The organism is Pelagibacterium halotolerans B2, from assembly GCF_000230555.1.
Classification (GTDB): domain Bacteria; phylum Pseudomonadota; class Alphaproteobacteria; order Rhizobiales; family Devosiaceae; genus Pelagibacterium; species Pelagibacterium halotolerans.
On sequence record NC_016078.1, the window covers coordinates 664,181 to 690,603 of the forward strand.

At 64.2% G+C, this 26,423-nt stretch carries 32 protein-coding genes; 5 read left to right on the forward strand and 27 right to left on the reverse strand.

Annotated elements, in window-relative coordinates; translation table 11 throughout:
- Both KKY_RS03275 and KKY_RS03280 read left to right on the forward strand, forming a co-directional pair.
- Positions 1 to 300, forward strand: coding sequence for an addiction module antidote protein (locus tag KKY_RS03275; protein ID WP_014129874.1), 300 nt, complete (start codon positions 1 to 3; stop codon positions 298 to 300).
- 71 nt (positions 301 to 371) lie between these two features.
- A complete protein-coding gene (locus KKY_RS03280; protein WP_014129875.1) occupies positions 372 to 785 on the forward strand; it encodes a TlpA family protein disulfide reductase in 414 nt (137 codons plus the stop codon).
- Positions 786 to 805: 20 nt separating this feature from the next.
- On the opposite strand, the gene KKY_RS03285 is transcribed toward KKY_RS03280, so the two are convergent.
- The 9 genes from KKY_RS03285 to KKY_RS03325 form a co-directional block, all read right to left on the reverse strand.
- Positions 806 to 1,012 carry a hypothetical protein gene (locus KKY_RS03285; protein WP_014129876.1) on the reverse strand — a complete coding sequence of 69 codons (207 nt, stop codon included), beginning with the start codon at positions 1,010 to 1,012 and terminating at the stop codon, positions 806 to 808.
- Between the two features lie 101 nt (positions 1,013 to 1,113).
- A complete protein-coding gene (locus tag KKY_RS03290; RefSeq protein ID WP_014129877.1) occupies positions 1,114 to 1,629 on the reverse strand; it encodes a copper chaperone PCu(A)C in 516 nt (171 codons plus the stop codon).
- Positions 1,630 to 1,657: 28 nt separating this feature from the next.
- Positions 1,658 to 2,986, reverse strand: coding sequence for an FtsX-like permease family protein (locus KKY_RS03295; protein ID WP_014129878.1), 1,329 nt, complete (start codon positions 2,984 to 2,986; stop codon positions 1,658 to 1,660).
- On the reverse strand, positions 2,983 to 3,693 hold the full coding sequence (locus KKY_RS03300; RefSeq protein ID WP_014129879.1) for an ABC transporter ATP-binding protein: 711 nt from the start codon (positions 3,691 to 3,693) through the stop codon (positions 2,983 to 2,985). Before KKY_RS03300 ends, KKY_RS03295 begins: the two co-directional genes overlap by 4 nt.
- A 90-nt stretch (positions 3,694 to 3,783) precedes the next feature.
- Positions 3,784 to 4,221, reverse strand: coding sequence for a hypothetical protein (locus tag KKY_RS03305; RefSeq protein WP_014129880.1), 438 nt, complete (start codon positions 4,219 to 4,221; stop codon positions 3,784 to 3,786).
- A gap of 117 nt (positions 4,222 to 4,338) precedes the next feature.
- Positions 4,339 to 5,799 carry an alkaline phosphatase gene (locus tag KKY_RS03310; RefSeq protein WP_014129881.1) on the reverse strand — a complete coding sequence of 487 codons (1,461 nt, stop codon included), beginning with the start codon at positions 5,797 to 5,799 and terminating at the stop codon, positions 4,339 to 4,341.
- Between the two features lie 129 nt (positions 5,800 to 5,928).
- Positions 5,929 to 6,726, reverse strand: coding sequence for an ion transporter (locus KKY_RS03315; protein WP_041528551.1), 798 nt, complete (start codon positions 6,724 to 6,726; stop codon positions 5,929 to 5,931).
- A 334-nt stretch (positions 6,727 to 7,060) separates the two neighbouring features.
- Positions 7,061 to 7,405 carry an antibiotic biosynthesis monooxygenase family protein gene (locus tag KKY_RS03320; protein WP_014129884.1) on the reverse strand — a complete coding sequence of 115 codons (345 nt, stop codon included), beginning with the start codon at positions 7,403 to 7,405 and terminating at the stop codon, positions 7,061 to 7,063.
- A complete protein-coding gene (locus KKY_RS03325; protein WP_014129885.1) occupies positions 7,402 to 7,710 on the reverse strand; it encodes an NIPSNAP family protein in 309 nt (102 codons plus the stop codon). Before KKY_RS03325 ends, KKY_RS03320 begins: the two co-directional genes overlap by 4 nt.
- A gap of 68 nt (positions 7,711 to 7,778) precedes the next feature.
- Between KKY_RS03325 and KKY_RS03330 the strand changes: the two genes are divergently transcribed.
- Positions 7,779 to 8,459 carry an ArsR/SmtB family transcription factor gene (locus KKY_RS03330; RefSeq protein ID WP_041529049.1) on the forward strand — a complete coding sequence of 227 codons (681 nt, stop codon included), beginning with the start codon at positions 7,779 to 7,781 and terminating at the stop codon, positions 8,457 to 8,459.
- A 101-nt stretch (positions 8,460 to 8,560) separates the two neighbouring features.
- Here the strand turns inward: KKY_RS03330 and KKY_RS03335 are convergent, their stop codons facing one another.
- Together KKY_RS03335 and KKY_RS03340 are read right to left on the reverse strand one after the other, a co-directional pair.
- A complete protein-coding gene (locus KKY_RS03335; protein WP_014129887.1) occupies positions 8,561 to 11,005 on the reverse strand; it encodes a membrane-bound PQQ-dependent dehydrogenase, glucose/quinate/shikimate family in 2,445 nt (814 codons plus the stop codon).
- 89 nt (positions 11,006 to 11,094) lie between these two features.
- A complete protein-coding gene (locus tag KKY_RS03340; protein ID WP_014129888.1) occupies positions 11,095 to 12,081 on the reverse strand; it encodes a peptidoglycan DD-metalloendopeptidase family protein in 987 nt (328 codons plus the stop codon).
- 391 nt (positions 12,082 to 12,472) lie between these two features.
- On the opposite strand from KKY_RS03340, the gene KKY_RS20440 reads away from it, so the two are divergent.
- Complete coding sequence (locus tag KKY_RS20440) at positions 12,473 to 12,613, forward strand: hypothetical protein (RefSeq protein WP_014129889.1); 141 nt, start codon at positions 12,473 to 12,475, stop codon at positions 12,611 to 12,613.
- A gap of 5 nt (positions 12,614 to 12,618) precedes the next feature.
- On the opposite strand, the gene KKY_RS03345 is transcribed toward KKY_RS20440, so the two are convergent.
- The 11 genes from KKY_RS03345 to KKY_RS03395 form a co-directional block, all read right to left on the reverse strand.
- Positions 12,619 to 15,360, reverse strand: coding sequence for a hypothetical protein (locus KKY_RS03345; protein ID WP_014129890.1), 2,742 nt, complete (start codon positions 15,358 to 15,360; stop codon positions 12,619 to 12,621).
- 17 nt (positions 15,361 to 15,377) lie between these two features.
- A complete protein-coding gene (locus KKY_RS03350; RefSeq protein ID WP_014129891.1) occupies positions 15,378 to 18,743 on the reverse strand; it encodes a TipJ family phage tail tip protein in 3,366 nt (1,121 codons plus the stop codon).
- Positions 18,736 to 19,173 carry a C40 family peptidase gene (locus KKY_RS03355; protein ID WP_014129892.1) on the reverse strand — a complete coding sequence of 146 codons (438 nt, stop codon included), beginning with the start codon at positions 19,171 to 19,173 and terminating at the stop codon, positions 18,736 to 18,738. Before KKY_RS03355 ends, KKY_RS03350 begins: the two co-directional genes overlap by 8 nt.
- On the reverse strand, positions 19,170 to 19,703 hold the full coding sequence (locus KKY_RS03360; protein WP_014129893.1) for a hypothetical protein: 534 nt from the start codon (positions 19,701 to 19,703) through the stop codon (positions 19,170 to 19,172). The genes KKY_RS03355 and KKY_RS03360 overlap by 4 nt, the downstream gene beginning before the upstream one ends.
- A 112-nt stretch (positions 19,704 to 19,815) precedes the next feature.
- Complete coding sequence (locus KKY_RS03365; RefSeq protein WP_014129894.1) at positions 19,816 to 20,238, reverse strand: hypothetical protein; 423 nt, start codon at positions 20,236 to 20,238, stop codon at positions 19,816 to 19,818.
- Positions 20,235 to 22,097 carry a hypothetical protein gene (locus KKY_RS03370; RefSeq protein WP_014129895.1) on the reverse strand — a complete coding sequence of 621 codons (1,863 nt, stop codon included), beginning with the start codon at positions 22,095 to 22,097 and terminating at the stop codon, positions 20,235 to 20,237. The genes KKY_RS03365 and KKY_RS03370 overlap by 4 nt, the downstream gene beginning before the upstream one ends.
- The gene (locus tag KKY_RS03375; RefSeq protein ID WP_014129896.1) at positions 22,090 to 22,314 is read right to left on the reverse strand and encodes a hypothetical protein; all 225 of its coding nucleotides are present in this window, start codon (positions 22,312 to 22,314) and stop codon (positions 22,090 to 22,092) included. Before KKY_RS03375 ends, KKY_RS03370 begins: the two co-directional genes overlap by 8 nt.
- Positions 22,315 to 22,322: 8 nt before the next feature.
- Entirely contained in the window at positions 22,323 to 22,772 is a 450-nt protein-coding gene (locus KKY_RS03380) for a hypothetical protein (protein WP_014129897.1), read from the reverse strand.
- Entirely contained in the window at positions 22,729 to 23,016 is a 288-nt protein-coding gene (locus KKY_RS03385; RefSeq protein WP_014129898.1) for a hypothetical protein, read from the reverse strand. Before KKY_RS03385 ends, KKY_RS03380 begins: the two co-directional genes overlap by 44 nt.
- A gap of 2 nt (positions 23,017 to 23,018) precedes the next feature.
- Entirely contained in the window at positions 23,019 to 23,627 is a 609-nt protein-coding gene (locus KKY_RS03390) for a hypothetical protein (RefSeq protein WP_014129899.1), read from the reverse strand.
- The gene (locus KKY_RS03395; RefSeq protein WP_014129900.1) at positions 23,627 to 24,040 is read right to left on the reverse strand and encodes a hypothetical protein; all 414 of its coding nucleotides are present in this window, start codon (positions 24,038 to 24,040) and stop codon (positions 23,627 to 23,629) included. Before KKY_RS03395 ends, KKY_RS03390 begins: the two co-directional genes overlap by 1 nt.
- 102 nt (positions 24,041 to 24,142) lie before the next feature.
- On the opposite strand from KKY_RS03395, the gene KKY_RS03400 reads away from it, so the two are divergent.
- On the forward strand, positions 24,143 to 24,469 hold the full coding sequence (locus KKY_RS03400; RefSeq protein WP_014129901.1) for a hypothetical protein: 327 nt from the start codon (positions 24,143 to 24,145) through the stop codon (positions 24,467 to 24,469).
- Here the strand turns inward: KKY_RS03400 and KKY_RS03405 are convergent, their stop codons facing one another.
- From KKY_RS03405 to KKY_RS03420, 5 genes are all read right to left on the reverse strand, one after another.
- Complete coding sequence (locus KKY_RS03405; protein ID WP_014129902.1) at positions 24,470 to 24,892, reverse strand: hypothetical protein; 423 nt, start codon at positions 24,890 to 24,892, stop codon at positions 24,470 to 24,472.
- Positions 24,893 to 25,036: 144 nt separating this feature from the next.
- On the reverse strand, positions 25,037 to 25,381 hold the full coding sequence (locus KKY_RS03410; RefSeq protein WP_014129903.1) for a hypothetical protein: 345 nt from the start codon (positions 25,379 to 25,381) through the stop codon (positions 25,037 to 25,039).
- Positions 25,378 to 25,521 (reverse strand): hypothetical protein, encoded by a 144-nt coding sequence (locus tag KKY_RS20445; protein WP_014129904.1) that lies wholly within the window; start codon positions 25,519 to 25,521, stop codon positions 25,378 to 25,380. Before KKY_RS20445 ends, KKY_RS03410 begins: the two co-directional genes overlap by 4 nt.
- Positions 25,522 to 25,530: 9 nt before the next feature.
- Complete coding sequence (locus KKY_RS03415; protein WP_014129905.1) at positions 25,531 to 25,836, reverse strand: hypothetical protein; 306 nt, start codon at positions 25,834 to 25,836, stop codon at positions 25,531 to 25,533.
- An 8-nt stretch (positions 25,837 to 25,844) separates the two neighbouring features.
- Positions 25,845 to 26,408: a hypothetical protein gene (locus KKY_RS03420; protein WP_014129906.1), complete on the reverse strand. Its 564-nt coding sequence runs from the start codon at positions 26,406 to 26,408 to the stop codon at positions 25,845 to 25,847.
- Positions 26,409 to 26,423: the final 15 nt, after the last annotated feature.

The following is a 26,423-nucleotide window of genomic DNA, read 5'->3' on the forward strand; positions in this document are numbered from 1 at the left end:
ATGACGAGCAAGGAAACGTTCAGCCGCTATGATAGCGCCGACTATCTCAAGAGCGAGCAAGACATCGTCGCTTATCTCGAAGCGGTGATCGAAGAAGGCGGCGACGATCCCGTCTATATCGCGCAAGCGCTTGGGGTGGTCGCCCGCGCCCATAACATGAGCCAGTTGGCACGCGATACCGGAATGAGCCGCGAAGGGCTTTACAAGGCGCTTTCCGAGGACGGAAATCCAAGCTTTGCGACGATTGTAAAGGTCGCCCATGCATTGGGGCTGCGTTTGGGATTCAAGCCCGCCGCATGAGACTCGCGGTTTTTTTCCTTGCTTCGGCTTTGCTGCTCACGTCAGGCCCTGCATCGGGGCAGGAGGCGGGCGTGGACCTGTCCGTCGTGACCGTACGTGATAGCGCGGGCGAGACGACGGCGCTGGGCGATCTGGTGGACGGCCCGACCATCATCCATTTCTGGGCGACCTGGTGCGCGCCGTGCCTTGAGGAATTGCCGCAGCTCGATGCGTTTGCAAAGCGGCTGGAGCCGGGGGAACTGGTTGTGGTTTCGGTCGATACCGCCGGGTATGAGCGGATTGCCGATTATCTCGGCGATCTGGACGTCGGGCTGGAGAGCTACCAGCAGATCGAGGGCAATGTCGGGAGCGTGTTCGGGATATTGGGCTATCCGAGCACGTTTGTGCTCGATGGCGGTGGAGAGATCGTGTTTCGGCGGCAGGGGGCGGTCCAGTGGCCGGACGCGGATATCGCCGCCGAAATGATGGCGTTGATCGCGCTCTAAAAGCGCTTCCAGGACAAGGTTTAAGACTTGCCGCCCGAATTGTGCTGGCGGTCTTCCTGGTTCATGCCGCGGCGGCTGACGGCGTATTCGCTGTCGCGGGCGTCCTTGTCGCGCGGGGCGCGGCTGTGGGACTGTTCGGGGTGGCGGTCGACCTCGCCGGGTTTGGGCACGTCGGACTTATGCTCGAGATTTCTTTCGAACTGCTCGTGGGTTTTCTTGCCTTGCATGGCGCGAACTCCTTTGGTGAGGTTCGGTATGCAAGGGAAAACGGCCAGCCGCCGTTTCGTTGCGGGCGGCCAGCCTGGGTTAACCGGGGGGCGGCGTACACTCAGTGATTATGCCCGGCGTGGCTGTGCTGGGTGGCGGTGGGGGATTCGATTTCGACCTCGAGGTCGAGATGGAAGGTTTCAAATTCCAGTTCGAGATCGAAATGCTCGCCCTCGGCGAGCGGGGCTGAAAGGTCCGAAAGCGCGATGGCGAGGCCGTTGGGGGCAAAGACCATATCGGCGCCGGCCGGGATGGGCAGGGCGGGGATGGCGGTGAAGGTCAGTTCGCCGCCGGTGTTTTCGAGCCCGACGATTTCGGCTGTGGCGGCGATTTCGGTTTCGGCGCCGATCAGCGTCACGAGGGCGTCCGAGCCGTTTTCGATATCGACATAGACCAGAGCGCCCGAGGCGTCGGTGGCGTTGGCCCAGGCGTGGATGGCGCGGACGCCATTGGCTTGGGCGACGTGTTCGTCGTGGTCCTCGTGCTCGTGCTCTTCGTGATGCTCGTCGGAATGGTCGTCCTGCGCAAAGGCCGGGCTTGCGATGAGGGCGAGGGAAAAGAGGGCGGCGCGGATCATGATCGTGCTCCAGTGCAAATGTTATATCTTAACTGCGCAGATCGGTAACGACGGGACGTGACAAAGCGATGAAGGCGGGGAGCAGCGCGAGGATGACGGTAAGGCTGACGAAGGCGGCAACGAGGTGAAACTCGGGCCAGCCGAGCGTGGCGTTGACGAGGATGTCGGTGCGCTCGGTGACGATCCGCGAGATGATCGCCGAGGCGGCGTAACCCACGGCGATGCCACCGATGGCGCCGAGGACGATCAGCGTGGCGGCATAGGACCAGACCACCGAAAAGACGAACCGGGCCGGAGCGCCCAGCGCGCGCAAAAGGGCGAGGCGGCGGGCAAAGAGGCGCGTGAGAATGACGAGCCCGGTCAGAACGCCCGCCGTGACGAGGATTTGCGTCACGACCGCCATGACGCTCATGATCTGGCGCACATCGCCCATAAGGCTGTGAAGGCTGACAAGGACCGAGCCGGGGAAGAACGCCATGGTTTCGGCGGTGGTGAACTGGGCGCGCAGGGCGTAATTGGCGTAAAGCTGTTCGGCGGAAACCAGAATGGCTGGGGTGCCGGGGAAATAGGCCGGATCGAAGGGCGGACCGAGTTGATCGGCGCTTTCGGGCGCGTGGCCATTGGCAAGGCCGTGGATTTCCCACACCGCTTCGACCGGCACGATGATGGCGCGATCCCACGGGCTGCCGGTGGGCGCCATGCGGCCCGATACGGTGTATTCGAAATGGGCGTGTGCGTCGTCCTCGGCGGCATCGCCGACGCCGTGGGCGGGGGAGAATCTATCGCCGATGGCAAGATCGACGCGCGAGCCGATGACCGCATCGGTGTGGGCGGCAAACATTTCGCCCTCGGCCAGCATATCGGACATGTGGGTGACGAACTGGGCCGTCGAGCCGACAATGGGGAACCCATTGTAGCTATCGCCATAGGCGATGGGGGCGGCGAGCGAGACGTCGGGGGCGGTGGCGACGGTATCGTAGATGTCGCCCGAGAGCAGGGGGACGTCGGAGGGCTGGAGATAGACAGCCGCGAACAGCATGGTGATTTCGCTGCCGGGCGCTGAAATGACCAGATCGAACGGATCGGCGGCGCGGGCGGTGCCCTGGCGCAAACCGCGCTCCTGGGCGATCAGGCCCACTCCGATGCCGACGGAAACGGCGATCAGGGTAACAAACAGCACATTGGTCCAGCGGAAGCGCCAGAGCATGGCGCGAACCAGCGCCAAGGGGCGGAAACCGAAAAGGACAAGAGCGCCGACGACGATGGCGGGGAGGAGCAGGACGATGAGGACGGTCGTGTCCTGCCAGACGACCGGCATCCACTCGATGGCGCGGAACAGCGGGGCGAGGGGGTTCATGAGACAAGCCCGTCGGAGACGATGCGGCCATCGACGATCTCGATCACCCGGTCCATGCGCGAATGGACGGCAGGATCGTGGCTGACCGCAATCAGGGTCTTGCCCTCGTCGCGGGCGAGGGTGACCAGATCGTCTATCAGTGCGTCGGCGGTCTTGCGGTCGAGACTGGCGGTGGGTTCGTCGGCGAGGATGATTTCGGGATTGGCGGCAAGGGCGCGGGCGATAGCGACGCGCTGGCGCTCGCCGCCCGAAAAGCTCTCGACGGTGCGCGCGCCATGAGTGATGCCCAGGCGGGCAAGGACGGCTTGGGCCGTATCGGCAATGCCCGACTGGCGGGCGCGGGATGTATAGGCGCCGGGCAGCGCGGCGTTGGCGGCGGCGGAAAGTTCCTCAAACAGCAGGAAGTCCTGGAACACCATGCCGACGTGATGGCGGCGGAATTTGGCACGCGCTTCGGCCGAAAGGGGCAAAAGCCCGGTCGCGCCCCAACTGACCGTGCCCGTGGCATTTTCGGCGAGCCCGGCAAGAGCGAAAAGGAATGTCGATTTGCCCGCGCCCGACGGGCCGCGCACGCCAAGGCAGGTGCCCAGCGTAAGCGCGAAATCGGGAACCGTGAGCAGGGCGCGGCCCGAAGGGGCGGTGACCGCGAGGTCAGTGATGGTAAGGCCGAGGCTCATGGGGACGCTGGGTGTGTTGCGAGGCTTCATGATGGATTCCGGGCATGAAGCCCGGAATGACGAGGGGCGGTAAGGTTCGAATCGAACTCGCCTTCAGAGAGCGGCGGCACTGAATGCGGGTCAGGCGCGCTCCTGCACGGCATCGACAAGGCGGACGCGGGAAACGAAGCCCAGTTCGGGATCGGTGTAGGTGCCCAGGTCCAGCGTGCCGCGGGTGATGATCTTGACGTTGAAGGGGATGGTATCGACCACGCGCTGGGCATAGACGGCAAGGATGTCATTGGGCCATTCGGCTTCCGACGAGCAGAACGGGCAGACCGCCATGGGGATATTGGTCAGAACGTAGAAATTGGAATCCGCCTTGAGCGGGGGCGCCATGAAACCCTCGATGGCCACGCGCACGCCCTCGTTCTGTCGCGCGAACGGGGTAAAACTCATGTCTTTTTCGTAGAGCTCGCGCAGGCGCACCTGCGGTTCGGCGGCCACGGCACGGGTGACGATGAAGGGGGCGGCGAGAACGGCGCCAGAGGCGGTGGCGAAAAATCCGCGTCTGTTCATGGGAAATCTCCTTTGCCTGATGCTGAAATATTAGCAGGCAGCGGGCCGTGTTGTGTGACAGTGATATGAAAAGAGGGCCGGCGGACCGGCCCTCTCGCAAAGCTGTGATGCGCGCGCTTACTCGGCGGCGCCGAACACTGCATGGTTCATGACGTGGAAGATCATTTCCTGATCCATGGTGCCGCCGAACAGATGCGACCAGGGACCGTTGGCCCACAGGCCGACATCGACGCCCGAGTGGGTTTCCGAGCCCATCGGGATCAGGGCCTGCTGCAGGTAGTCGGGGTCCTGAGCTTCTTCCTGGGTCAGGTCGGGGCGCTCACCCGAATAGGTGCCGTCTTCCTGTTCGATCAGGACCGAACCGGCGCCGTTGGTGTAGGACACGACGGTATAGGGCTTGCCATCGGCAGCGGTAACCGGCTCACCGGAGTGTTCGACCTGGCCGGCGGCCACGCCCATGCAAAGGCCGGTGATCGGCGTGCCACGACCGCAATAGCCGTTGAACGACATGACGTGCTCGTGGTCGGCGGTGACGATGATGAGCGTGTTCTCGAGATCGACCATTTCCTGGGCCGCGGCAACGGCCTCGGCAAGGGCGACGCCGTCGGTGAAGGCGCGATGCGCGTTGCCGCCATGGCTGGCGTGATCGACGCGGCCGGCTTCAACCATCAGGTAGAAACCGTCTTCATCGCCCTGCAGGGATTCGATGGCAGCAGTGGTCATGTCGGCGAGGGAGGGTTCGCCTTCGGGGCGGTCGTGCTCGTAATTCATGTCCGAATTGGTGAACAGGCCGAGGACCGGGGCGGAGAGATCGGCGGCAGCGAGGTCTTCGGAATTGTAAACCACCTGGGCGCCGATTTCGGCGGCGCGGTCAATCAGGTTCACATCGTCCGGGCGGTTGCCGGTACCGACTTCGAGCTCGGTGCCTTCGGGCGCAAACGAGCGCGCGCCGCCGCCAAGGGCGATGTCGATCACGCCGGCTTCCATCTGATCGATGAGCTGGGTGGCGATATCGGTGCAACCTTCGGGAGCATTGTTTTCCCAGTTGCGGTTGGCCGTCTTGGCATAGACCGCAGCGCCGGTGGCGTGCGTGATGCGGGCGGTCGAAACGACACCCACCGACTTGCCGGCTTCCGAAACGAGTTCGGAGAACAGGGTCAGGGGGGCTTCGGTCGAACAATCGTTATGGACGACGGTATCGGCCATGTTGATGGTGTTGAAGACCTGCTTGACGCCGGTGTTCATGGCGCCCGCCGTGGGGGCGGAGTCCGGGGTCTGGGCGTTGATGTTGTAGGTCTTGATGATCGCCGAATGCGGATAGAGGTCGTAGGGCAGATTGTGCTCTTCGCCCAAAAGGCCCATTTCCTGGCCCTGGAAGACGCGAATGCCGTAATTGGTGCCGATGCCCATGCCGTCGGCGACGAACAGGATGACGTTCATGGCCTGGTTGGTGTTGGGCTGGGCGGCGACGCGCTCGGCGAGCAGATCCTGGCCGGCGGTGAAATAATCGCTCTGTGCCTGGACGACGTCCTGGCCGAGAGCTGTGGATGCGCAAAGCGCGATGGAAAGGGTAGACACTAGCGTCCGACGAAACATGGTTGCCTCCATGGGGTTTCGATCGGGGCGGACGCTATTTGTGTTGTGTGACGGTCAGGTCACCTGCAGATGACGGTTCGGTGACGGTGGAAAAGTTCCCCGTGCCGGCGGTTATTTTCCGGCCGCCTGGTCGCGGCGCAACTGGGCGACCTCGGCGCGCAGGGCGCGGACCTCGGAGAGCACAAGCTCGGTTTCGCTGCGCAATTGCTGGCGCTGGGTGGTCGCTTCGGAATCGTGCTCTTCCTGCATGGCCGAAACGATGACACCGATGAAAAGGTTGAGCACAGTGAAGGCCGTGGCGCCGATGAAGGGCACAAAGAAGATCCAGGCGGTGGGGTGAACCTCCATGACCGGCCGCACGATGCCCATCGACCAGCTTTCCAGCGTCATCACCTGAAACAGGGTATAGAACGAGGCCGGAACCGAGCCAAACCATTGGGGGAAGGTGGCGCCGTAAAGCTTGGTCGCCATGACGGCAAAGACATAGAACACCAGCATGAGCAGGACGAAGATCGAGGCGATGCCGGGCAGCGAGGCGACCAGCCCGCCGATGACCTTGCGCAGCGAGGGAACCACCGAAATCAGCCGCAACACCCGAAGGATGCGCAGGGCGCGCAGCACAGTGAACGGACCCGAGGCGGGGATGAGCGCGATGGCGACGATGGCAAAATCGAAGATCGACCACGGATCGCGGAAGAATTTGAGCCCGTGCGCGTAGAGCCGCAACACGATTTCGACGACGAACAGCGCAAGGATTATCGAATCGAGCGTCATGAGCGCCGGGCCGATGGCGGCCATCACCTCAGGGGAGGTTTCCAGCCCCAGGGTGATGGCGTTGATGACGATCACCGCGATGATGAACTGCTCCCAGCGGCGGGAGGAGAGCAGAAGGGCAAGCTGGCCGCGCATCTTGGGCAAACGATCCTGAAGTGATTTCGGCGCGGCAAGCCAAATCGGATTTGGGGGAGGCGGTCAAGGGGTGATGGTGGCGCAGCAGGCGGACGCCTGGGCTGAATCGACATTTGCGTGGGGAGGCCCCAGCCTTGCCAGATCCACCACCTTGTCACCCCGGCCTTGAGCCGGGGCCGAGTACACTCAGCGTCGGAGATAGAACCGTCGTCGCTGCGGTTACCGGATCCCGGGTCAAGCCCGGGATGGCGTTGGGGAAAGGACCGGTTTTTGCCGCTTTTTTCCCGCCCGGCGACGGCGCATTTTTGAGGGCCGAGCAAGCGCCGATTCAGCATCATCCGTGATGTGCCCGTGAATCGTCGGGCGCTTCGGCGCGGTCCGTGAGGGTATAGTCGCGCACCACATGGGCGACGCGGAGGCGGTAGGCGGTGAAGACGCCGGCGCGGCCTTCGGATTGTCCGGCGCGATGGGCGGGACTGATGCGCCAGCGGCGGACGGCGTCCTCGTCGGTGAAGAAAGAGAGCGAGAGGATTTTGTCGGGGTCCGAAAGGCTCTGGAAGCGTTCGACCGAGATAAAGCCTTCGATCTGTTTGAGGCGTTCCAGCAGGTCGGCGGCGATGTCGAGATAGCGCTGGCGCTCCGCGGTGGCGGGGATCACCTCGAAAATGACGGCGATCATGGGAGGGTGACCTGTTTGAGGAAGGTACGATCCTCGCGCAGCAGGAATTTTTCGGCTTGCGCGAAGGCATAGTTTTCGCGGCCCAGCGGATCGGCGGCCAGCCGGGCGCGGTAGGCTTCGTAGGCGGCAAGGCTTTCGATATTGTAGATGCCGTAGGCGAGAGTGGTCGAGCCTTCATGGGGCGCGTAATAGCCGACAAGATCGGCGCCGCAGCGCGGGATGGCCTCGGCCCAATTGCGGGCGTAGCGGATGAAGGCGTCCTTTTTTGTCGGATCGATGTGGTAGCGGATGACGCAGGTGAACATGGCGGGTCCTTTCGGTTGGCGGCATGGTACAGATTGCATGGCGCAGATGGTTCGATTATGATCGAACCATGAAAGACGGACCCGACATCGCCTATATCGCCAGCCTGATCGGAGACCCGGTGCGGGCCAACATGTTGACCGCGCTGATGGCCGGCAAGGCTTTGACGGCGAGCGAACTTGCCCATGAAGCGGGCATAACGCTGCAAACGGCAAGCTCGCATCTGGGCAAGCTCGAACAGGGCGGGCTGCTGATCCCGCGCAAGCAGGGGCGGCACAAATATTTCTCCCTGACATCGGGTGAGGTGGCGGCGACACTCGAAGCGCTGATGGGGCTGGCCGCGAGCGCGGGGCACCTGCGCACAAGGCCCGGCCCCAAGGACGCGGCGCTGCGCGAGGCGCGGGTCTGCTACAACCATCTGGCCGGCGAGATGGGCACGCGGCTGTTCGACGCAATGGTGGGGCGCGGGCTGCTGGTTACCGAAGGCGAGGATGTGGAATTGAGCGCGGCGGGAGCGGCGTTCGTCAAGGATTTCGGCATCGATCTGGACGCGCTGACCGCGAGGCGGGCGCCGGTCTGCAAGCAGTGCCTCGACTGGAGCGAGCGGCGCTCGCATCTGGCGGGGAGCCTCGGGCGGGCGTTGCTCGACAGGTTCGAGGCGCTGGGCTGGGCAAAACGGGACGGGAAAAGCCGGGTGGTGACGTTCGGCCCCAAGGGCCGGGACGAGTTCTCGCGGCTGTTGGCGGGTTAGGCTCGGTCGACATTCGCGCCGCCCGGCCTTGCCAGACCCACCATGGTCACCCCGGGCTCGGGCCCGGGATGACCAAGCTGGGAGGGCTGGCCCTTGTCATCCTAATTGCCCGTGGCGCCCTCGACGGCCTCGCCGGTTTCGGGCAGGGCCCAGGCGATGACGGCGTCGGACACCGGCGTTTCCATGAAGTGATGGCCGCCCGGCGCGATGACCAGGAATTGGCGGCCCGCGACGTCATAGACGATGGGCGTGGTCTGCCCGCCGCCGGGCAGGGTGTCCTGCCAGACGGTTTCGCCGGTTTCGATATCGATGGCCCGGATCAGATCGTCGGTGGTGGCGGCGATAAAGATCAGACCGCCGGCGGTGACGACCGGGCCGCCATTGTTGGGCGTACCGATATCGATGGGCAGCATCGAAGGAATGCCCCAGGGACCGTTCTTGCGGGCGCTGCCGAAGGGCTGGTCCCAAAGGGTCTCACCCGTCTCCAGATCGATGGCCCGGATACCGCCATAGGGCGGTTCGCTGCACAAAAGGCCGGTCCACTGGCGCCAGCCGGCATTGACCGCGATGGCGTAGGGCGAACCGAGCTGCGGTCCCGGACCTTCCGCGCCGCGCTCCCATTCGGGCTCGAAAATGGCGCGGGCGCCCATCTCATCGGCCTCTTCACGCGGGATCAGGCGGTTGTGGTTGGGCATGTTGTTGTAATTGGCGATCATGATGCCGCGCTCCTCGTCGACGGCAAGCGATCCCCAATCCTGCCCGCCATTATAGCCCGGATACTGGATCCAGCGCTGGTCGGAGGTGGGCGGGGTGTACATGCCCTCGTAATGGGCCTGGCGGAACTGGATGCGGCACCAGAGCTGGTCGAGCGGGGTCATGCCCCACATGTCGCGTTCCTCGAGGGGCTCGAACGCCAGCGTGTGATAGGTCGAAAAGGGCTGAGTGGGCGAAAGGTAGTCGGGTTCGACCCCGCCCTGTGGCACTTCGCGCTCTTCGGGCGCAAACAGCGGCTCGCCGGTCGCCCGGTCGAGGATATAGATATCGCCTTGCTTGGACGAGACGATGATGGCGGGAACGGTGTCCTCACCACTGGGAAAATCGACAAGCGCGGGCTGGGAGCCAAGATCGTAGTCCCAGACGTCGTTATAGACGGTCTGGAAGTGCCAGACGTCATCGCCTGTGGTCACATCGACCGCGACGATCGAGGTGGCGTATTCGTTTTCCAGTTCCGAGCGGTTCGAGCCGTAATAATCGACGGCCGAATTGCCCAGGGGCAGATAGACCAGCCCCAGTTCCTCATCGGCCGCCGCGATGGTCCACATGTTGGGCGTGCCGCGCGAATAGGTTTCCCCTTCGGCGGGCGCGGTGCGGCTGTCGGGATTTTCCAGATCCCAGGCCCAGGCGAGTTCGCCCGTCACCGCATCATAGCCGCGCACGACGCCCGAGGGCGCGTCCTCGGCCTGGCCGTCATTGACCTGGGCGCCCATCACCGCGATGCCGCGCACGATCGTCGGCGGTGAAGTGACCGAATACCAGCCCGGAACGGTGTCTCCGATCCCTTCCTCGAGATAGACCTCGCCCGCCATCCCGAAATCGGGGCAGGGCTGGCCGGTGCGCGCATCGACGGCGAGCAGCCTTGCGTCGAGCGTGCCCCACAGGATGCGCGTGGCGCACATTGTGTCGGGCTCGGCGTCGGGCACCTCGAAATAGGCGCCGCCGCGACAGGTGGCGCCATAGGGAATGGCGTCGGTGGAGACGTCCGGATCGTAGCGCCATTCCTCGAGCCCGGTTGCCGCATCGATGGCGATCATGATGCCCATGGGGGTGCAATGATAGAGATCGTCACCGATCTTGAGCGGCGTGTTTTCAGGCGAATAGCTGGCAGCCTCGGCGCCCTCGCCCTCGGGCATGTCGCCGGAATTGTATTCCCAGACCCGGGTCAATTCGCCCACATTGTCGGGGGTGATCTGGTCGAGCGGCGAATAGCGGGTGCCATAATAGGTGCCGCCATAGGCAGGCCAGTTCTCGCCGACCTCCATCATTGCCAGCGGGGAACGCGCTTCGATGCCGGTCGGAGCAGGGGCATCCTGCGCCACGGCGATGTCGTTCTGGGACAGCGTCAGAACCGTGAGCGAACCGGCCAGGGCCAGCCCGCCCGCGATGGCCGCGGTTGCTGCGCCTACGGGGCGGGCCAGGCGTCCGCGCAGCGCGGGAATGGTGGCAAGGACCAGCACCAGAACCACCGTCGGCGCCACAAGGCGCGGCACCTGGGCCCAGCCGTCGAACCCGGCTTCCCAAAGCGCCCAGGCGACGGTGCCGGCAAAGGTTGCCAGATAGACCCATACGGCGAGCATGGAGCGTCGGAAGAGGAAGACGGCGGTAACCAGCAGGCCCAGACCGGCCAGAACGTAATACCATGAGCCGCCCAGTGCCGCGAGCCAGATGCCCCCGGCAAAGATCGGCACCCCGAAGATGGCGATTATGGCTCCGATGACCATTGCTGACCAAAAGCCGAAGCCGCGGCGCGCGCGATGCGTGTCGTCCATGATGCTCTCCCGGTGTGATTGCCTCACAAGGCACAACACAGCGCAGCGCGATCGGGTTCCTTAGCGATGTCCCGGATGGGTGTCGGGCATCAGGGCACGGTCGGAGCGACGACCTGTCCACGCACCGGTTCGCCGCGCGCCACGGGCTCGCCATCGGCCTCGTAATTTTGGAACTGGGCAGGCAGGCCCGCGCCATCCATGAGGTCCGGCGTGGTCTGGAGATGGAAATGCAGATGCGGTTCGGACGTGTTGCCCGAATTGCCGCACAACCCGAGCACATCGCCCGAGGCGATTTCCTGGCCACGCTGCACGGTGACCGAGCCTTGCTGCATGTGGGCCAGGAAGGCGAATTCATCCTCGGCGAGGGCAAGGATCACGTGATTGCCGGCGGGGTTTTCGGCATCGGTTTCCCCGATGGGTTGATCGGGGAGGTCGTTGACCATGGCGATCACCTGGCCATCGGCGGGGGCAAGGATTTCGCGGCCCCAGCAGTGATAGTTTTCAAGCGCGGCGGCATCGCCCGCATAGGACCGGCCCTCTTCCTCGACGACGAAATCATAGGCGAAACGCTGGGCGGGGTTTGCCGCATGATAATTGTCGGCGATGTCGCGCCCGCCCCAGAAAACGGACCACTCTCCCTCGAAGGGCAGGCGCAGATCGGATCCGGTTTGGTAATCGAGATAGGCCGAAGGAGCGGCTTCGGGCTGGGGCTGGATGAAAAACCCCGCGATCATGCCCTCGGGGTCAAAGGACCATTGCATGACGATGGGGGTGTCGATCGACGACCACTCGCCAATGCGGGTGTAAACGGCAAATTCGCCTTCGGTGGCAGCTTCCTCGTCGAGGATTGCGGTTTCCTCTCCCAGTTCGGTGGCGATCTGCCGGTGGAAGGTCGAAAAGTCTTCCAGTGAGCCGAGGCCTTCTTGCATTTGCGGCGTCATGTCGTCCCAGATCGGTTCGAGATCGCCGGCAAGGAACGCTTCGGAGCGTTCGCGGCCCATCTCCAGAACGGCCTCCTGCGCCACGGCAGGAACGGCCAAAGCGGCGAGAAGAACAGCGGGCAGGGGGCGGATCATGGGCGAACTCCATATTTTTGCATCTGTCCCATAAGTCCGCGTCGGCGGGACGATCTTACGCGGGCGCATTCGGGCGAGAGCCTTGCCATCCAACGCGCCGGACGGGGGGAGGGTTTCACGAAACATCGAACGACTTATCCCCGCGTCACGCAGCCCGGTTAGATTTATGGCACGGTGAGATTGCTGCGCCGATATCTGGCCGGGCAACGGTCCCTCCACGGTGCCCCCGAGGGTGCTGTAGCGCGCAAATTCGCGTGGCATCGCGCGCAACTTCGATTCGCAGCAATTTCCGGCTGTTCGCTCCGTTGTAGCGGCAGCTGCCTTTTGTGACTTTCTTGACATATATCAACATGACCGCCAGAAAGGGCCTATCAGCTATTGGGAGGCTCATATGGAAATCTTGCTTTTTATCGGCGGCACGCTGTTTGGATCGCTTGTCACCTTCGGAATGTTCCTGCTCGTCTCGGGTGGACGCGGGCCGATTGCCGATGACGATGGCGGCGCCAGGGAACTCGCGACCGACAAAGCGTAGCCGCCCTAAGCCTTCCACACCCGCGCCGTCTTTCGGACGGTTCCGACCGAGGCGATCGGGACAAACACCACCGCACCAAACGAGACCTCCCCACTGGGGAGGTCAGTCGTTGCTGACCCGCCCGCCCCGTCTGTGATGGTCTCATTGTCGGCATAGGCCCCGCTGATCTTGTGAACCCTCACGACGCCTGTGGCCCCGTCCTCTTCCACTTCCATGATCCGACCTATCGCGCCGGACGTGCCGCCAATCAACCGATCGCCCACCGTGAAGGACGCACTCATCGCGTCAAAGGCAATCTCGGTCACGGAAATGTTGGCCCACTGGCCACCGGCCCGGTTGCGTGTAAGAACAGCGGAGAGCTGCGCGATAGTCGGATTAGGAAGAAGCGAGCCGTCCCCGCTGGTAAAGCCATAAAGCGAATTGCCCGCCGACAGAATGCGGGTGGCAGGATTGGCCAGAACCCAGAACCCTGAATTGGCCGTCGTCTTGATCCGCCCCTCCGTCATCGTGCCGCCCAATGGCTGATCCGCACCGCCAGCACCGAACGTCGCTTCTCGGCGAAGCTGATAGGTCAACGTGCCGGCCGTGATTGCAGCGTCCGTGGTGACCGTAATGCTGTCGATCAGGAACGCTTCATCAAGGATGAGCGGAACCCCTACCATTTGCGCCTCGGGCGCCCCCGCGACCGTTTCCTTGGTCCAGTTGCGATAGGTCTCCTTCCTGTTGACCAGGTCCCGGATCGCAATCGAGGTCGAGCCATTTGCTTTCTTGAGCAGGGCTTTGGCCATGATCCCGCCCGCCGCGTCGGGAGAGTTGGACGCCAGGGAAACTTCGACTTCGGTGTTCCCCCAGAACTCCGTTTCGCGGAAAACGATCATCGGAGCATAGGCCACGGCATTCAGCTCGTTATTGTAATATTCGCCTTCCATGACGATGCCCGCTTTCGGGTCCGCAGGCGACCCGCGGAACGTCGAATAATAGACATTGCGCATCTTGGGCGGGTTGGAGTTGGACTGAAAGTTCGGCCCCACACGGAAGGCATACCCGCGAGGATTTTCGGGAATGTTTGCCTTCTCCACGTCCAGGTTCTCGATGATCGTTCCGGGCGCGAAAGCAGCATCCCAATAGATCAGGGAGTTGTCGTTGTTGTTTGAGACGCCTCGGATGCCGTTGATGTGCGACCCATAGACCGCTCCGTTGTTCACATAGATGGCCTGGCCGTTGGCGCTGTCATCGAAGGGAGAGGCGAGCAGGAGATCATAGATTTTAGTGCGGGCGAACGACCTGCCCGAAATCCCCAACACGACACCGGAAATCGACAGAAGCGCCGCCCACGAGGAACCATTGTAGCGCCGGACTTCTTCGGCGGACGTGTTGAAATAGAAGTCGCCTTCGGAAGCCGCGCCGGGATCGGCCGCCAGTTCTCCCTTATAGTCGTAACCGCTCGTGGCAAACCCGTCATTGGTCAGCTCCCGCGCCCATGCCTCGGCCCTGCCGTCGATCATCAGGCCGTGCCGGATTTGACGCAGTTCCAGATTGTCGCCCAAAGCGCCGAACGTCATGTTCTCCGACCATGAGCGCCAGATTTGCGCGAGATGACCGATGGCGTCCGCCGGCCCAATATAGGCTTCGGGTTTCCAACAACTCGACCGGAGATCGCGTGATCGCGTGAGCCACTTGCTATCGGCATGGGCGATGAACTGGCCGCCGATCAACTCGGTCTTGTAGCGCGTCAGGGCATTGCCTTCGGCGGACAGGATGCCATCCCCGACGCCCGAATGCCGCAGGCTGGCGCCGGCGAAATCGAGCACGATGGAGTTCTGCTGTATCGGCATCGCGCCGATCGCCTCGTACTGCGACAGCATTTCGAGTTGGTCCACAAGGTAGTGTCCCCGCGCCACGATCCTGACCGGGCCCAGGGCCGTTGCCAGCGCCGCCGCGCGCAGCGTTCGGTTCCACGCCAGCGTATCGTTGGCGCTGTTATCGCCGACGGCCTCGAAGGTTTCCGGGGATATCTCGGCGATGGTCAGCCGTTTGAATTTGAGCTCGCCGCTTTCGACCCGATACCAGGCCACCTGGTTGCGCCGGGTTTCGTCGGCAAAAATGCCAATCACCCAGCCTTCCGCATATTCCTCGGCGGCCAGGGCAATCTCTGCATCGGCCTTGGTGTTTGCCCAGTCGTTGATGCTCGCCGTTTCGGACGCGACAACGGCGGCATTTCTGGCGCTGATGGTCTCATCCCGCGCAGCGACGGTCACCGCCGCGCCGGCTGTCGAGACCCCGGCCCACGTTTTCGATGACTGATCCGTCTCGCCATCGCCGCCAGCCGGAACGCTGATCGGATCATCGGAGCTGGCCCATTCCTGAGCGTACCCCCGCCGCAGCTCGGCCGCGTCAGCCTCGCCCTTGGCGCGATCAGCCTCCGCTTCCGATCTGTCGGCCGGCAGCGGCCCCTTGCGATCCCAATCACCACCCTCAAGCCGATACCACCCCCGCAACTCGATATCGGGGTCCAGGATCACTTGCCCGACATCACCCGGCTCATAGTCGGCCTTGACCGCTTCGAGGTCGGGATAGGTGGCCTTGATGACGCTGGCCGTCGTGTTGCCTTCGCCGGCCGCGATCTGTGCGCGCAGCACGTCGATCGCCACCCGCCCGGTGCGCTCGATGCCGTCGATCTTGGAGTTGCCCAGAACCTCGTCGACAGCCCCCAGCGCCAGAATGTTTGTGGTCTTGACCCCAGCCATGATTGTTCTCCAGTGAGCTAGATGATCGTCACGTCGCCCAGGGCCAGGGGCGCGCTCTCGCGTCCCTCGGCATTGGCGGCCGTGATCCAATAGAAGGTGTTGCCCTGGGCGAGGCTGGTGAGCCCCTGCTCATAGACGATGACGTTGTCGATAGTGCCCTCGAAGTCGGCATCCGCCTTGATGGCAAAACCGGTGTTTGCACTGCCGGCGACCAGCGATCCGAGCACCTGGCCGTCCGTGCCGATCGGTGCCCCATCCACATCGGTCCCGCCGACCAGCGCCGGCGTCACATCGCCGGCGGATACGTCCAGGAGATCGAAAGCGAAGCGGTAGGACCTGGCTTCCGTCAACGCCAGCGCCTGCTCGATCTGGGACGCCACGCCCGGCGTCTTGGTGGCGACTCCACCGGCGATCGCCCAGCCATCGCCCTCGCTCCAGTCCGCATCGCTGGCAAACCCGCCATTGGCGATTAGACTGACCTTGGTGCCATCGCCGTCCACATGCGAATAGCTCGACAGCGGCGCCCCGCTCAAAGTCGCCACCAGCGCCGACGAGCCGAAATCGTCGACCACGTTGCGGTAAATCTTCACACTGGCAAAGTTCGGGCCGGCCGGCGTCGAATAGTTGATGAACGCCGCCCCCATGCCGCCGACCACGGTGGCGCTGGGGATGGGATCGGGTGCCGGCTCGGGTGAAGCCACCTCCCCAAACACCGAAGCGGAATAGGCGCTCGAATAGCCGTCAGGACTTGTGGCAAGCACCTGCAGCTCGACGATATCGCCTGCCGCGTAGCCCAAGAGGTCTACGCCGCCATCGCCCCCAGGGATGCCGGCAACGATCGTCCAGACGCCCGAACCGCTCAGGCGGTGCTGGAGCGTGTAGGTGGCGACGGCAACGACGCTGCCGCCCGGTTCGATCAGCACCGAAAGCCCCGAGGCAATGTCGTCGACGTACAGCGTTTCGATGCCCACGATCTCCGGCACTGCCGGCACGGCGATCACAGCGCCGGCGTCACTTCCTGCCCGCCCATCCCAGGCCGGCGGCACCTCGGCATCGGTCAGATCGTCGATGATCGGCGCCGCCGCGAGCATCGCCAGCACCGATGTCATCTGGTCGCCCGATTGCGTACCCGCCAAGATGAGATCGATGCTCTCCTGTCCCGCCAACCCGAACTGCAGCAAATCGCCAGCCTCCGGCAACGGGCCGTCTCCCGGCAGAATGATCGTATCGGTCAGGCCCTCGAAAAACTCGACAGAGCGCAGCACGCTCTCAAAAGTGGCGCTATCGCCTTCGCCGATCTGCCGCATGAAGCGCACGGCGTAGGTGTTTGGAGCGGTCATTTCGACATAGCCGTCGAGCGTGAGCACGCGCTCACGGGCCTCGGATACCCGCAGGCTGATGAGCGTCCGGCTCAAAGTCTCGAAACTCGCCTTGACCAGGTCGCCGCGCGTGGCGGTGCGCACCGCGCCGTCCTGGACGCAAGAGAAGGTATCGGGGCGATGGATCACCTCATATTGCCGCCGCCGCGCCTCGCGCCAGATTTCGTCGGGATCGGTCTTGCCGGGCATCGGCAGATCTTCGGTCACCGTGATGTCGCCGACATAGCCAGGCCAGCGCACCACGCGCTCGCGCTGCTGATAGTCGGCGCCTTCGTCCAGAAACCGCACGCGGAAGGCATGGGGCGGCTCGACATAATTTCGCATCCAGCTGAAGTCTCGAGCGTTGCGATCGTTGACATGGGCAACGACGAGATCGCGCGGCCGATCGACAATGACGCTCCATTTGGTGCCGTCATAGCGCGGTCCGGCGCGACCGGCCGCCGCGACTTCTGCCAGGGCGTCCCATTGGGACCCGTCGAAATCCCTGTTTCGATCGTATTTAAGACCCTTTGAACGGCAGTAATCGTGCCACTCTTGCAGCGCCTCAAGATCGATGGAGCTGTCGGGCTCGGGAAAGGCGGCCTCGGGGCCCTGCAGGATATGGCGGAACATCGCGGCCGGGTTGCGCGTGGGACGGGTCACCCAGCTTTCCGTTTCGTGGTCCCAGTCCAGGATATGGCGCGTCGCCATGGCGTTGAATGTATCGAGCACCGAATTGAGCTGATAGGTGGCCCGCACCCGCATGGCGACCAGGCACAGCGGCTTGTCGAAATTGAGCGGATATTCCGGCCGGAAGCTCTGGAGCACCGCCCAGACCGAACGATCGGCGACGCTGGCCACGGTCGGCTCATGCGTTACCCGGGTGACCCGGATTTGCCAGCGGCCCCGGCTGGGCAAGGTCCAACGATGCGCTCTGAAAAACCCCTCGCGCTTTTTGGCCTTGATGTCCATGGTTCGCACGGTTGCCCAGCTCCCCCCGCTGGCCGGGCGCTGCTCGATACGGATGGAAACTGTGCGCGATTTCGGGTCGCCGGCATTGTTGCCCTCGGTTTCATAAGCGATCAGCCCGGAGGGGAACTGCAGCACCACGCACGCCTCTTCGGCATCGCTAGCCGTATAGCGAACGATCGGCGTCTCCGGCCCGGTCCCCGTGATGTCACCGGCCGCGTTGCGGATGCGATCGCGCCGCAACTCGACGCCAAGATTTTCCTCGATCACCTGCGATGGGTAGATCGACACCGGATCGTCTCCCGCCAGCCCTTCGCGGATTTCATAGTCGATGTCGGAAAACTGGCTGATCGGGGTCTCGCCGATCTTGAGATCGCTGATCGACACCCGCCCATAGCCGAAGGTGAACAGCGAGCGGATATAGTGGTTATCGCCCACAACTTCGGTATAGCTCGGCGCCGCATAGACTGGCGCCACCCGATGCTCACCCAACAGCGAGGGCACCACGCCGTCGGGATTGGACCGGTTGCGCCAGCCCGAAATCGAAAAAAGCGGGCGTTCGCTCTGCTGGCCCGATTGCTGCGCCGGCGGGATCAGCATGTTGACCAGGTAGCCGCCGGCCAGCGTCAAGCCCGCCGTCACCAGCGCGCCACCCACCTGGCCGATCAGCCCGGCGATCTGTGTGCCGAAGCCCAGACCCGTCGCCCAGCTCCCGATCATCGGCGCCGCCCAGAATTGCCCGATCGCAGCGGCCGCCACGCTCACCGCGATCAGCAGCACATCGCGCAGCGCGTCGCCGGCCGGCGCCAGGCGGATCATCACCCGCACGCCGGCGCGCGGCCTGATCCGGTGCCAGTGGGCACGGGCCGACACCAGCGTTTCTCCTGCGTTGGACACCAGCCATACCCGCGCCCGCTCCAGCGCTGCCCTGGTTGCGCCCGGCAGAACGGTTGAGACGATCTCGGCGATCGTCAGCCCCTCGGGCACCGAGATATCGACCCGGCCCAGCTCCGGCCCAAGCCCGCCAATACCGGAAACGGAAATCAGTTCACTCATGCCCGGCCCTTTCCGCCATCTCCCGATGGCGCCAGATGCCCGTCACGCGGTTGGCATACGGCCCGCCCGAATAGGCTTCGATGCAGGCCGGCTTATCTGATGTCACATGCAACATCCGGCAAGGTGCCACGACGATCCCGATGTGACTTTCCAGCGTCCCGCGACGAACCGTGATCAGGTCGAAATCACGAGCGGCGGTAATGTCCTCCTTGTCCCCGACCTTCCGCCAGTCACCCTTGGCGCCGTCGATCAGCCCGGCGATTTCCCGGCGCTCTTCAGTGGACCCATAGCCGTCCGCATAGCTGGGCAGGTCGATGCCGAGCATCTCGGCGTAGACCAGCCAGACCAGGCCCCAGCAATCGAGCCCATCGCGCGATCGCCCGAGGTCGGCATAAGGCAGGCCGATATAGGAAGCGCTCCAGTGCATCATGGGTGCTGCCCCGGAAACCGCTCGCGCGTCATCCGCCCGGCCGGCCACGGCTCGGCGGTGATCGGCTCGCGGGTGATCGAGAGCGTGATCGCGTCGCCATTGCCCTCGGCCGACACCATGCGGAAATGGTGCCACTCCATCTCGATAACGCTCGGGCTCGACGCCAGCACCACGGCCATGGAAACGTCCGCGCGCTTCTGGGTCGAGCGCAGCACTTCGACCAGGCGGTTGTCGATCCCTTCGAGTACGAACCGCGCCACGGGTGGCGCCATTTCCTCGTCATCGGGAAGGATCACCGAAAGGAGAACGAACAGGAACGCCTCGTCATCGTCGCCGGGATCAGCTCCCAACCAGTCCGACCGCGTGCCATAGGAAAGCGGATCGAGGCTCAGCCGCTCGGTCGGATCGGTCGAAAGCCGCACGATCTGTTCGGTCTCGGGATGGGTGAACTGGATCAGCACGACTTCCACTTCGCTCGACGCGGCGGCGTCGTGAGCCAGGCGCGCATTGAGGGAGATTTTCCGGCTCATCGGCGTGCTCCCAGCAAAAGTGGAACCCGGTTTTGCGGTTCGGGAGCGCGCCCGCCAAAAATCATGAGCGGGCTGACCCAACTCGGCCGCCCAGCACGCTTGAACGGCCAGCTCATGGCAAAACCTCCAGGTTGAATTGGACGCGCCAGTCCGCGCCCACGGCCGTTCGTGACGGCAGCCCGTTGCCGAATTTGCACACCAGCGTCGCGGCGATCAGCAGCGGGGCGCCGCTTTCATCGGTCAGCGGTTCGAGGTCCTGGCCAAGGATCGGGCGGCCGTCCCTGGCAAAATCGGGGATCAGGAAGAGCCCGGCGCCGCGATCGACCTCTTCGTAATAAAAGCGGTCAAGCCGCGCGTCCTCGTCGTCGGTCAGGATCAGCACCAGCGTCACCACATCGGACGCTTTCGACGTGAACCGCCGCGTGCGCGAAACGCCCTGTTCGCCGGGCAGGCTCCTGCGCCCATCGCCCAGCTGGCGTTGCCAGCCTTCGCGCAGGATGAAATCGAGCTCTGTCGGCCAGACGGGAAGGCTCATCGGCGTACCACCCGTCCGGTCGAACGCACGGCCCGCTGCGCGCGTCCGGGCTTGCCGATGGCGCCCGCCACGGCTTCTTCGAACCACACATCCTGCCGCTTGCCGCCCGGCGTGTCCTCCTCGCGCGTCCGTGTCTCATAGCCCGGTGGCGGGGTAATGTTCTGGCTGAACTTGAACTCGGGCGTGCGACCCGCGCCGGCCATGTTGAGCGAGGAATTGGGCAGCACCATCGCACCGCGCGACGTGCCGATCACCGGTTCGGGTCCGGCCTCGCCGACAATGCCGAACGTACCGTTTGGGATCAGCCCGCCCGTCGCCCGAAAGCCCGAGAACAGGCTGGAGAAAAACCCGGTGATCGGATTGCCGCCCGCCGTCTGGCCGCCGAACAGCAAGGTGCCCAGGGCGTCGAAACCGGAATTGAGCACATTGTCGAGCCACGCCGCGCCGAAATCATAGGCTTTGTCGATCAGCCCATCGAGCACTGATCCGGCCACGTCGCCACCGTCGCGGATCGCGTCCATGATCGTACGACCCAGCCCGTGAAAGGCGTTCCCGAATTCCTCACCCAGGTCGAACACGTCCTCTGCCAATAGGTCGAGCTCGTCCCCAAGGCTCGCCATGGCGTCCTCGGTGATCCCGGCCGTCGACGTGCTGGTCGAAAGCGCATCGCCCAGATCGGAGAAGGAAAATTCGACAGCGTTGGCCGCTTCGACCGCCGCCGCGGCGCCGGCCTGGAACGGGGCAAAAAACTCCTCCCCGAAGCCAGCCTCGGCCAATGCGTCCCGGCTTCGCGTCGCCATATCCTGATGCGGGTCGCCTATGAAGCGCATCGACGAAAACGGCTGGGCGGCGCGCGACTCGGAAAGCTGCAGCCGCAGCGCCTCCATCGCATCAGCCACGGCCTGTTCGGGGTCCGGCGTTCCCGACCATTCCCCCGTGAGCAACTCGCCCATCGACGTGTTGTTCAACCATGCGACGGCATCTGCAAATCCCTGGGCCGCCGCAACGCCCAAGTTGAATGCCTCGATCGTCGCATTGATCGCCCCGATGATCCAGTTCGCCATGGTCTGGGCATTCTCGGCAAAAGCCGGATCGGCCAATTTCTCGGCCAGCGTGTTGAGGCTCGGGAGCGCACCCTCCGCGATTTTGAGCCCCACGCCATCAATGATGCTGCCAATGCGCGTCATGGTGTCGTTGAACTGCTCGGCGGCGCGACCTGTGTCGGTGGAAATCGTTTTGCCCAGCCGATCGGCCTCGTCTGCCATATCCGACAGCCCGGCTCGGCCATTGTTGAGCAGCGGGATAAGCTCTGTGCCCGAGCGCCCGAACAGCCGAATGGCCAGCGCCGTCTTGTCCGCACCGTCTTCCATCTGCGCGAACCGGTCGGCCAGATCGAGCATAACCTGGTCGGCCGAGCGCAGACGCCCCTCGGCATCGCTGATCGTGACGCCCAGCGCGTCGAACACGGCGGCTCCGGTTCTGTCCGCGCCGCTTTGGACCTGGCCCATAGTGTAGCTGAGACGGCCCAGGCTACTGCCCAGGCTGCCAAGACTCACATCGGACAGTTCGCCCGCCCAGGCCAGACGTGACAGCGCCTCGGTTGTTACGCCGGCCCGCTGCGCGGCCTTGCTCATGGCGTCGGCCTGGTCGATCGAACGCTTGATGAGCACGCCCAGCGCCGCTGCGCCGGCGGCGGCGCCGATCGCAAGACTGGCGCCCAGGCGGATCGCCATCTTGCCGACATTGTCGAGCGACCGCCCGAGCCTTTGTGCCCGTGTTTCGGCCTGGTCGACCCCCTTGCCGAAACCCTTGTCGTCGGTGCGCAGGTCGAGAAGCGCTTCGCCCAGCCGCTCAGCCATGCGCCACCTGCGTTTTTACCTCAATGACCTTGATCCCCATGGCGCGAAGGGTGGCGGGGGTCGCCTGCTGCACATTGAGCTTGCCGCCATTGGCCAGGCGCTCCAGGCGCAACAGAGCCGGCCGTGCCTCGGCCTTTTTCACCCCGCCCGAACCGAGCGCGGCCGCGTTGATCGCCAGAAGCTGCTCCTGGGCCTGCAATCGCGGAAGCATGGCCATATGCGCCCTCACGACCGCCCCTTGCGCTTCCCCGAGCCAGTAGCTCGGCGTGCCGCCGTAGAAGCGGCAGAGCCTCGGGACGACTTGTCCCCAGTCAGTGGGAATGCCTTGACGATCTGGTCCATCACCGCTCCTGCCGCCTTCGCCCTGTCGCCCAGCAGGAGCGAGGTAAAAACCTGGACGATCGCCGTCTTGTGCCGGTCGGTCAGTTTGGCGAACACCTCTTCGGGCATGGCCACCAGCGCTCTGCGCGCCACCTCGGTCAGCTTGTCGAGCAACGCCTGTTCATCGTCGCCCTTGCCCAGCGCTTCGATCTGCTGACCGGCCCTGGTGAACCACTGGCTCTGGATGATGGTCAGCTCGTCGGGCGAATAAAGCTCATAGGCGTTGCCATCGACCTTGATGATCGGGCGTTCAATGAGCGTTTGAAGGTCGAGCAGTGGGGCGGTTATGGCCATGGATATTCTCCTGCGCCGGATTGGTGGATTGGGCGGGGGTGCCGGGGTAGCGCCTATCGGGCGCGACGGCGGCTTTGGGGGAATGAATGATGGAAATGCCGCGTGCCTGGCACTGGGCTTCGATCTCGGCCTGGCGCCGCCGCGCGGCCTGCGCGGCAAGACGGTGCTGGCGCTCGGCGCGCTTGTGGTGCCTGGCTTCGGCTTCGGCCTTCCGCGCTTCGGCGATCAGCTGCTCGGCCTGCACCGCTATTCCTCCAGCGCCGCCTGGTGCTGGATGACCAGGCGCCCGAACTGTTCGTCCTCGCTCACCGCATTGAGGTCTTCGAGCGCCGTGAATTCGAAGGCCAGCCCGGCCGGCTCGCCCTTGCGGTACTGCGGCTGCGGATTGCCCGACATGAAACAGCGTGGCACCTCGTACTGCATGCGCATATCGGCGCCATAGGGAGACTCCATCCCGCGCGCCAGGAGCGCCAATTGCTGCACCCGCCGGCCGCGATGCAGTCCCAGCGACTTCTGGCCGGCCGTGCCGACGCCGGCGGCCGTCGTGGTGATCGCATTGGAGTTGATCGCCAGCCGGTAGTTTTCCAGCGTCACATCCCACACTGTGGCCGAAATGATCATGTCCTCGTCGGTGCGAAACGCCTTGATCGGACCGGTCGAACCCAACCCGCGCGGCGTGTTGATGGCCTGGCTGTGATTGATCAGAACGCCTTCGGGGTCATAATCCTTGTCCCCAGACGTGCCGATCATGGTCCAATCCACTCCCGGCTCGGCGTCGATGGCGGGAAAGGCGGTGCCGAGCGCGGCGAAATAGAGCGTGAACGGCGCGGCGATGATTTCGAAAGGTTCCGACATTAGGCGTGCTCCGCGAAAAAGGCCTGGTAGGATTGAAAAGAGATGGGCCACTTGCCCTCGGGGTCGAGCCCGGTCGACAGACCGCCCGCCGCCTCGATCCAGTGAATGAGACACCCCGACACGATCTTGCGCCGCACGTCGCCCAGTCCATTGCGCCCAATGCGTTGCAGCTCGGACGCGAGAAAGCGCGTCTTGCCGTAATAAAGGACATCGACCCGCTGGGTGTCGTGGCGGGAATTGGTGCCGGCCGCGACCGAGATGCCGCCCGAGGCCCGCACAACGATCGCCGCGCGCGGCATGTGCGCGGTCTCGGCGGCCGGCAGGCCGTCACCGAACACGCGATCACCGGCCAACGACGCCACGGTGGCATCCGCCTTCAGGATTTCGATAATGGCTTGAACGATGTCGCCCACACCCGGCCCTCAACACCTGGCGCCCGGACCATCCGGGCAATGGAGCGAGACTAGGGTTGCGCGCGCAGGCGGTATATCAGCGCAGGCGCGCAGGGGTCGGCAATGTTGGGGAGCGAGGGCACTCTTGCGGCAGGGCGAACGCTTGTCAAGCTGGCGCGCAATCACCAGATTGGCGCCATGCCCCGACGCGATGGATACTTTTCGGTCTCGACACTGCAGGACCATCTCGACACCGGCCACAGCCTCACGCTGCATTGCCGGTGCGGCCGCTCGCGCGCCCTTTCGCTCCCCAGGCTGATCGAGATTTTCGGCCCCGACTTCGAGATCGTGGCCAACCGGGAGAAATTCCTTGGGCGCTTCGTCTGCAATGAGTGCGGCCAGCGGCCCAATCAGATTACCCTGGGCACCCCCAATACGCCGCGCTGGTGACTAGCGCTCATAGGCCTTTTTGATCCGGCCCGCGAGCTTGGGATATTCGGTGTCGGCCGCCGGCCGCAAATACGGCCGCGCCGGGATCGTCACCTCGTCGACGAACACAACGCCGCCATCCGGTTGCGGGATGGCCAGCTTGTCGGCATTGCGCGGCTTGATCGTACCGCCGTCCTCATGGATACGGGCATAGACCACGTCGCGCACGCCCCAGGTGCCCTTGGTGCCGCCGCCGTCCTGGTGGGCATAATCGGCGATATCGATACCGCCCTCCAAAACGCCCGTCTGGTTCTGCCAGGTATGATTGCGCTTGGCATTGATCACACAGGCCGACATCGTCTTGTTGACGCCTTCCTCCTGGGCGGCACGCATCTTGGTCTTGACGGCCGGCCCATACCACTTGAGCGATTTTGACTTAGCCATCGTCATGGCCCCGTGAGCAGTGGAATGGCGGCGGCGGAACGCGGCGAATGGGCCCCCAAACCATCATCATGACAATCGCACCGAGGCTCCAGGTGAGCATCGCAACGAGCAGAATGATGATCAGCAAGCGGGTGAGCTCTGGTGTCACGCGATCCTCTTGAGCGCCACTTCCAGATGCGTGTGCTTGCGCTGGGGCTTGCCTTCGACGCGCAGCCGGCCAGGGATGATGACAGTGCCGGCCCGATCGGTGATCGCCGTGATCTCGTCGTTCTCGGTGATGTCTGTGCCCAGGGCGAACATGGCCCGCATGTCTTCGACCATCGCCGTCTTTTCACTCTCGACCAGTTCGCGGCTCTGGTTCGACCAGGCAAAACACCGGAACGTCCCGTGCGGCTGAAAATCGGGCGGCAGCGGATGCCCATAGGGATCGGTCGCCGCCTCGATATTGCGCTCGACAACCGCCCGCATGGTCAACCGCCCCGAAATCATGACGGCTCGCAGACGATTTCGTCGGCAAAGAACCGGCGATCCTTGATCCGGACCTTGAGCCGACCGTCGGCGTCGCCCGCCTGGCCGTCGATCCTGCCCCGGGTGCCCGATTGCGCGTGAAAGGCTTTCATATCGATCATTGATGCCTCCTATGCCCGACCGGCGGCGCGGCGTTTGCGCCAGCGGCGATGCGCCCGTTCGCCAGGTGCGCGGTTTTTGATGGCGCGAGAAACGCCGCGCAGCCGCCGCATCGCTGCGTCGGCCTGGCGTCTGCGCTCAGCGGCCGGCAACTGCTTGGCTGGTTGTGCCTGTTCGGTGTGAACATTGGTCGTTTGAACCGCTACGGTCCGCACCTCGGCTCCCGCGCCCGTGTTGGCCGCGACGAGGGCCGGTCCCATCGCCAGCCCCAGCATGGCGGTCAGTCCGGCCGGAAAATATCCTATTCGAGATTTCATCGTTCCTCCTAAGCCATGACAAAGCCAGGCCGCCCGGCCAGGCTCTCGAAAATCTTCTCGCGCTCGGCGGCAATGTCTCCGCTCAGCGTGAACTGGTAATCGCCGGCCCGTTCCGATTTGAGCCCGCCGCGATAGGACAGATCGAGCGCCATCAGCTTGATGACCGCCTCGTCCCGCGCCGCCTGGTTGGCACGCGGCGTATAGGTCAATCGCACCAGCGGCGCCCAATAGGTGCGCCCGTTCGGTCCGCCGGTCAGCCGCTGCAGCGTGCGGCCGCCATGAACGATCCGGTAATCGGTAGCGTCCAGTTCGACCTCGGCCGCCGCCTGGCCGGAATTGCCCGGATCGATTTCGGTCACGCTGACCGGCTGGTCGGGATCGATCGCGCGAGCCACATTGAGCACCTTGCGCCAGCGCCCCTGTTCGTCCAGGTCGGCCAGCTCGATCGTCGTTTCCTCGGCCGCGCCGAACCGCGCATCGATCTCGGCCATGAGCCCGTCGATCATCGCCTGCAGCTCGGTATCGGAAAGATCGCTTCCCGTGCGTTCCTTCACACGATCGATAAGGGCCATTTCATCCTCTTGAGG

Excerpts from the sequence above, each read along its gene's own strand:
- KKY_RS03285 (WP_014129876.1), bottom strand. The coding sequence starts at position 1,012 with ATGCAAGGCAAGAAAACCCACGAGCAGTTCGAAAGAAATCTCGAGCAT.
- KKY_RS03350 (WP_014129891.1), bottom strand. The coding sequence starts at position 18,743 with ATGAGTGAACTGATTTCCGTTTCCGGTATTGGCGGGCTTGGGCCGGAG.
- KKY_RS03325 (WP_014129885.1), bottom strand. The coding sequence starts at position 7,710 with ATGTTCACCTGCGTCATCCGCTACCACATCGATCCGACAAAAAAGGAC.
- KKY_RS03390 (WP_014129899.1), bottom strand. The coding sequence starts at position 23,627 with ATGTCGGAACCTTTCGAAATCATCGCCGCGCCGTTCACGCTCTATTTC.
- KKY_RS03295 (WP_014129878.1), bottom strand. The coding sequence starts at position 2,986 with ATGAACCCCCTCGCCCCGCTGTTCCGCGCCATCGAGTGGATGCCGGTC.
- KKY_RS03335 (WP_014129887.1), bottom strand. The coding sequence starts at position 11,005 with ATGGACGACACGCATCGCGCGCGCCGCGGCTTCGGCTTTTGGTCAGCA.
- KKY_RS03370 (WP_014129895.1), bottom strand. The coding sequence starts at position 22,097 with ATGGCTGAGCGGCTGGGCGAAGCGCTTCTCGACCTGCGCACCGACGAC.
- KKY_RS03305 (WP_014129880.1), bottom strand. The coding sequence starts at position 4,221 with ATGAACAGACGCGGATTTTTCGCCACCGCCTCTGGCGCCGTTCTCGCC.
- KKY_RS03315 (WP_041528551.1), bottom strand. The coding sequence starts at position 6,726 with ATGCGCGGCCAGCTTGCCCTTCTGCTCTCCTCCCGCCGCTGGGAGCAG.
- KKY_RS03420 (WP_014129906.1), bottom strand. The coding sequence starts at position 26,408 with ATGGCCCTTATCGATCGTGTGAAGGAACGCACGGGAAGCGATCTTTCC.
- KKY_RS03290 (WP_014129877.1), bottom strand. The coding sequence starts at position 1,629 with ATGATCCGCGCCGCCCTCTTTTCCCTCGCCCTCATCGCAAGCCCGGCC.
- KKY_RS03415 (WP_014129905.1), bottom strand. The coding sequence starts at position 25,836 with ATGAAATCTCGAATAGGATATTTTCCGGCCGGACTGACCGCCATGCTG.
- KKY_RS03340 (WP_014129888.1), bottom strand. The coding sequence starts at position 12,081 with ATGATCCGCCCCCTGCCCGCTGTTCTTCTCGCCGCTTTGGCCGTTCCT.
- KKY_RS20440 (WP_014129889.1), top strand. The coding sequence starts at position 12,473 with ATGGAAATCTTGCTTTTTATCGGCGGCACGCTGTTTGGATCGCTTGTC.
- KKY_RS03375 (WP_014129896.1), bottom strand. The coding sequence starts at position 22,314 with ATGGCCATGCTTCCGCGATTGCAGGCCCAGGAGCAGCTTCTGGCGATC.
- KKY_RS03400 (WP_014129901.1), top strand. The coding sequence starts at position 24,143 with ATGTTGGGGAGCGAGGGCACTCTTGCGGCAGGGCGAACGCTTGTCAAG.
- KKY_RS03360 (WP_014129893.1), bottom strand. The coding sequence starts at position 19,703 with ATGAGCCGGAAAATCTCCCTCAATGCGCGCCTGGCTCACGACGCCGCC.
- KKY_RS03380 (WP_014129897.1), bottom strand. The coding sequence starts at position 22,772 with ATGGCCATAACCGCCCCACTGCTCGACCTTCAAACGCTCATTGAACGC.
- KKY_RS03410 (WP_014129903.1), bottom strand. The coding sequence starts at position 25,381 with ATGATTTCGGGGCGGTTGACCATGCGGGCGGTTGTCGAGCGCAATATC.
- KKY_RS03300 (WP_014129879.1), bottom strand. The coding sequence starts at position 3,693 with ATGAAGCCTCGCAACACACCCAGCGTCCCCATGAGCCTCGGCCTTACC.
- KKY_RS03320 (WP_014129884.1), bottom strand. The coding sequence starts at position 7,405 with ATGATCGCCGTCATTTTCGAGGTGATCCCCGCCACCGCGGAGCGCCAG.
- KKY_RS03355 (WP_014129892.1), bottom strand. The coding sequence starts at position 19,173 with ATGATGCACTGGAGCGCTTCCTATATCGGCCTGCCTTATGCCGACCTC.
- KKY_RS03405 (WP_014129902.1), bottom strand. The coding sequence starts at position 24,892 with ATGGCTAAGTCAAAATCGCTCAAGTGGTATGGGCCGGCCGTCAAGACC.
- KKY_RS03365 (WP_014129894.1), bottom strand. The coding sequence starts at position 20,238 with ATGAGCCTTCCCGTCTGGCCGACAGAGCTCGATTTCATCCTGCGCGAA.
- KKY_RS03345 (WP_014129890.1), bottom strand. The coding sequence starts at position 15,360 with ATGGCTGGGGTCAAGACCACAAACATTCTGGCGCTGGGGGCTGTCGAC.
- KKY_RS03275 (WP_014129874.1), top strand. The coding sequence starts at position 1 with ATGACGAGCAAGGAAACGTTCAGCCGCTATGATAGCGCCGACTATCTC.
- KKY_RS03330 (WP_041529049.1), top strand. The coding sequence starts at position 7,779 with ATGAAAGACGGACCCGACATCGCCTATATCGCCAGCCTGATCGGAGAC.
- KKY_RS20445 (WP_014129904.1), bottom strand. The coding sequence starts at position 25,521 with ATGATCGATATGAAAGCCTTTCACGCGCAATCGGGCACCCGGGGCAGG.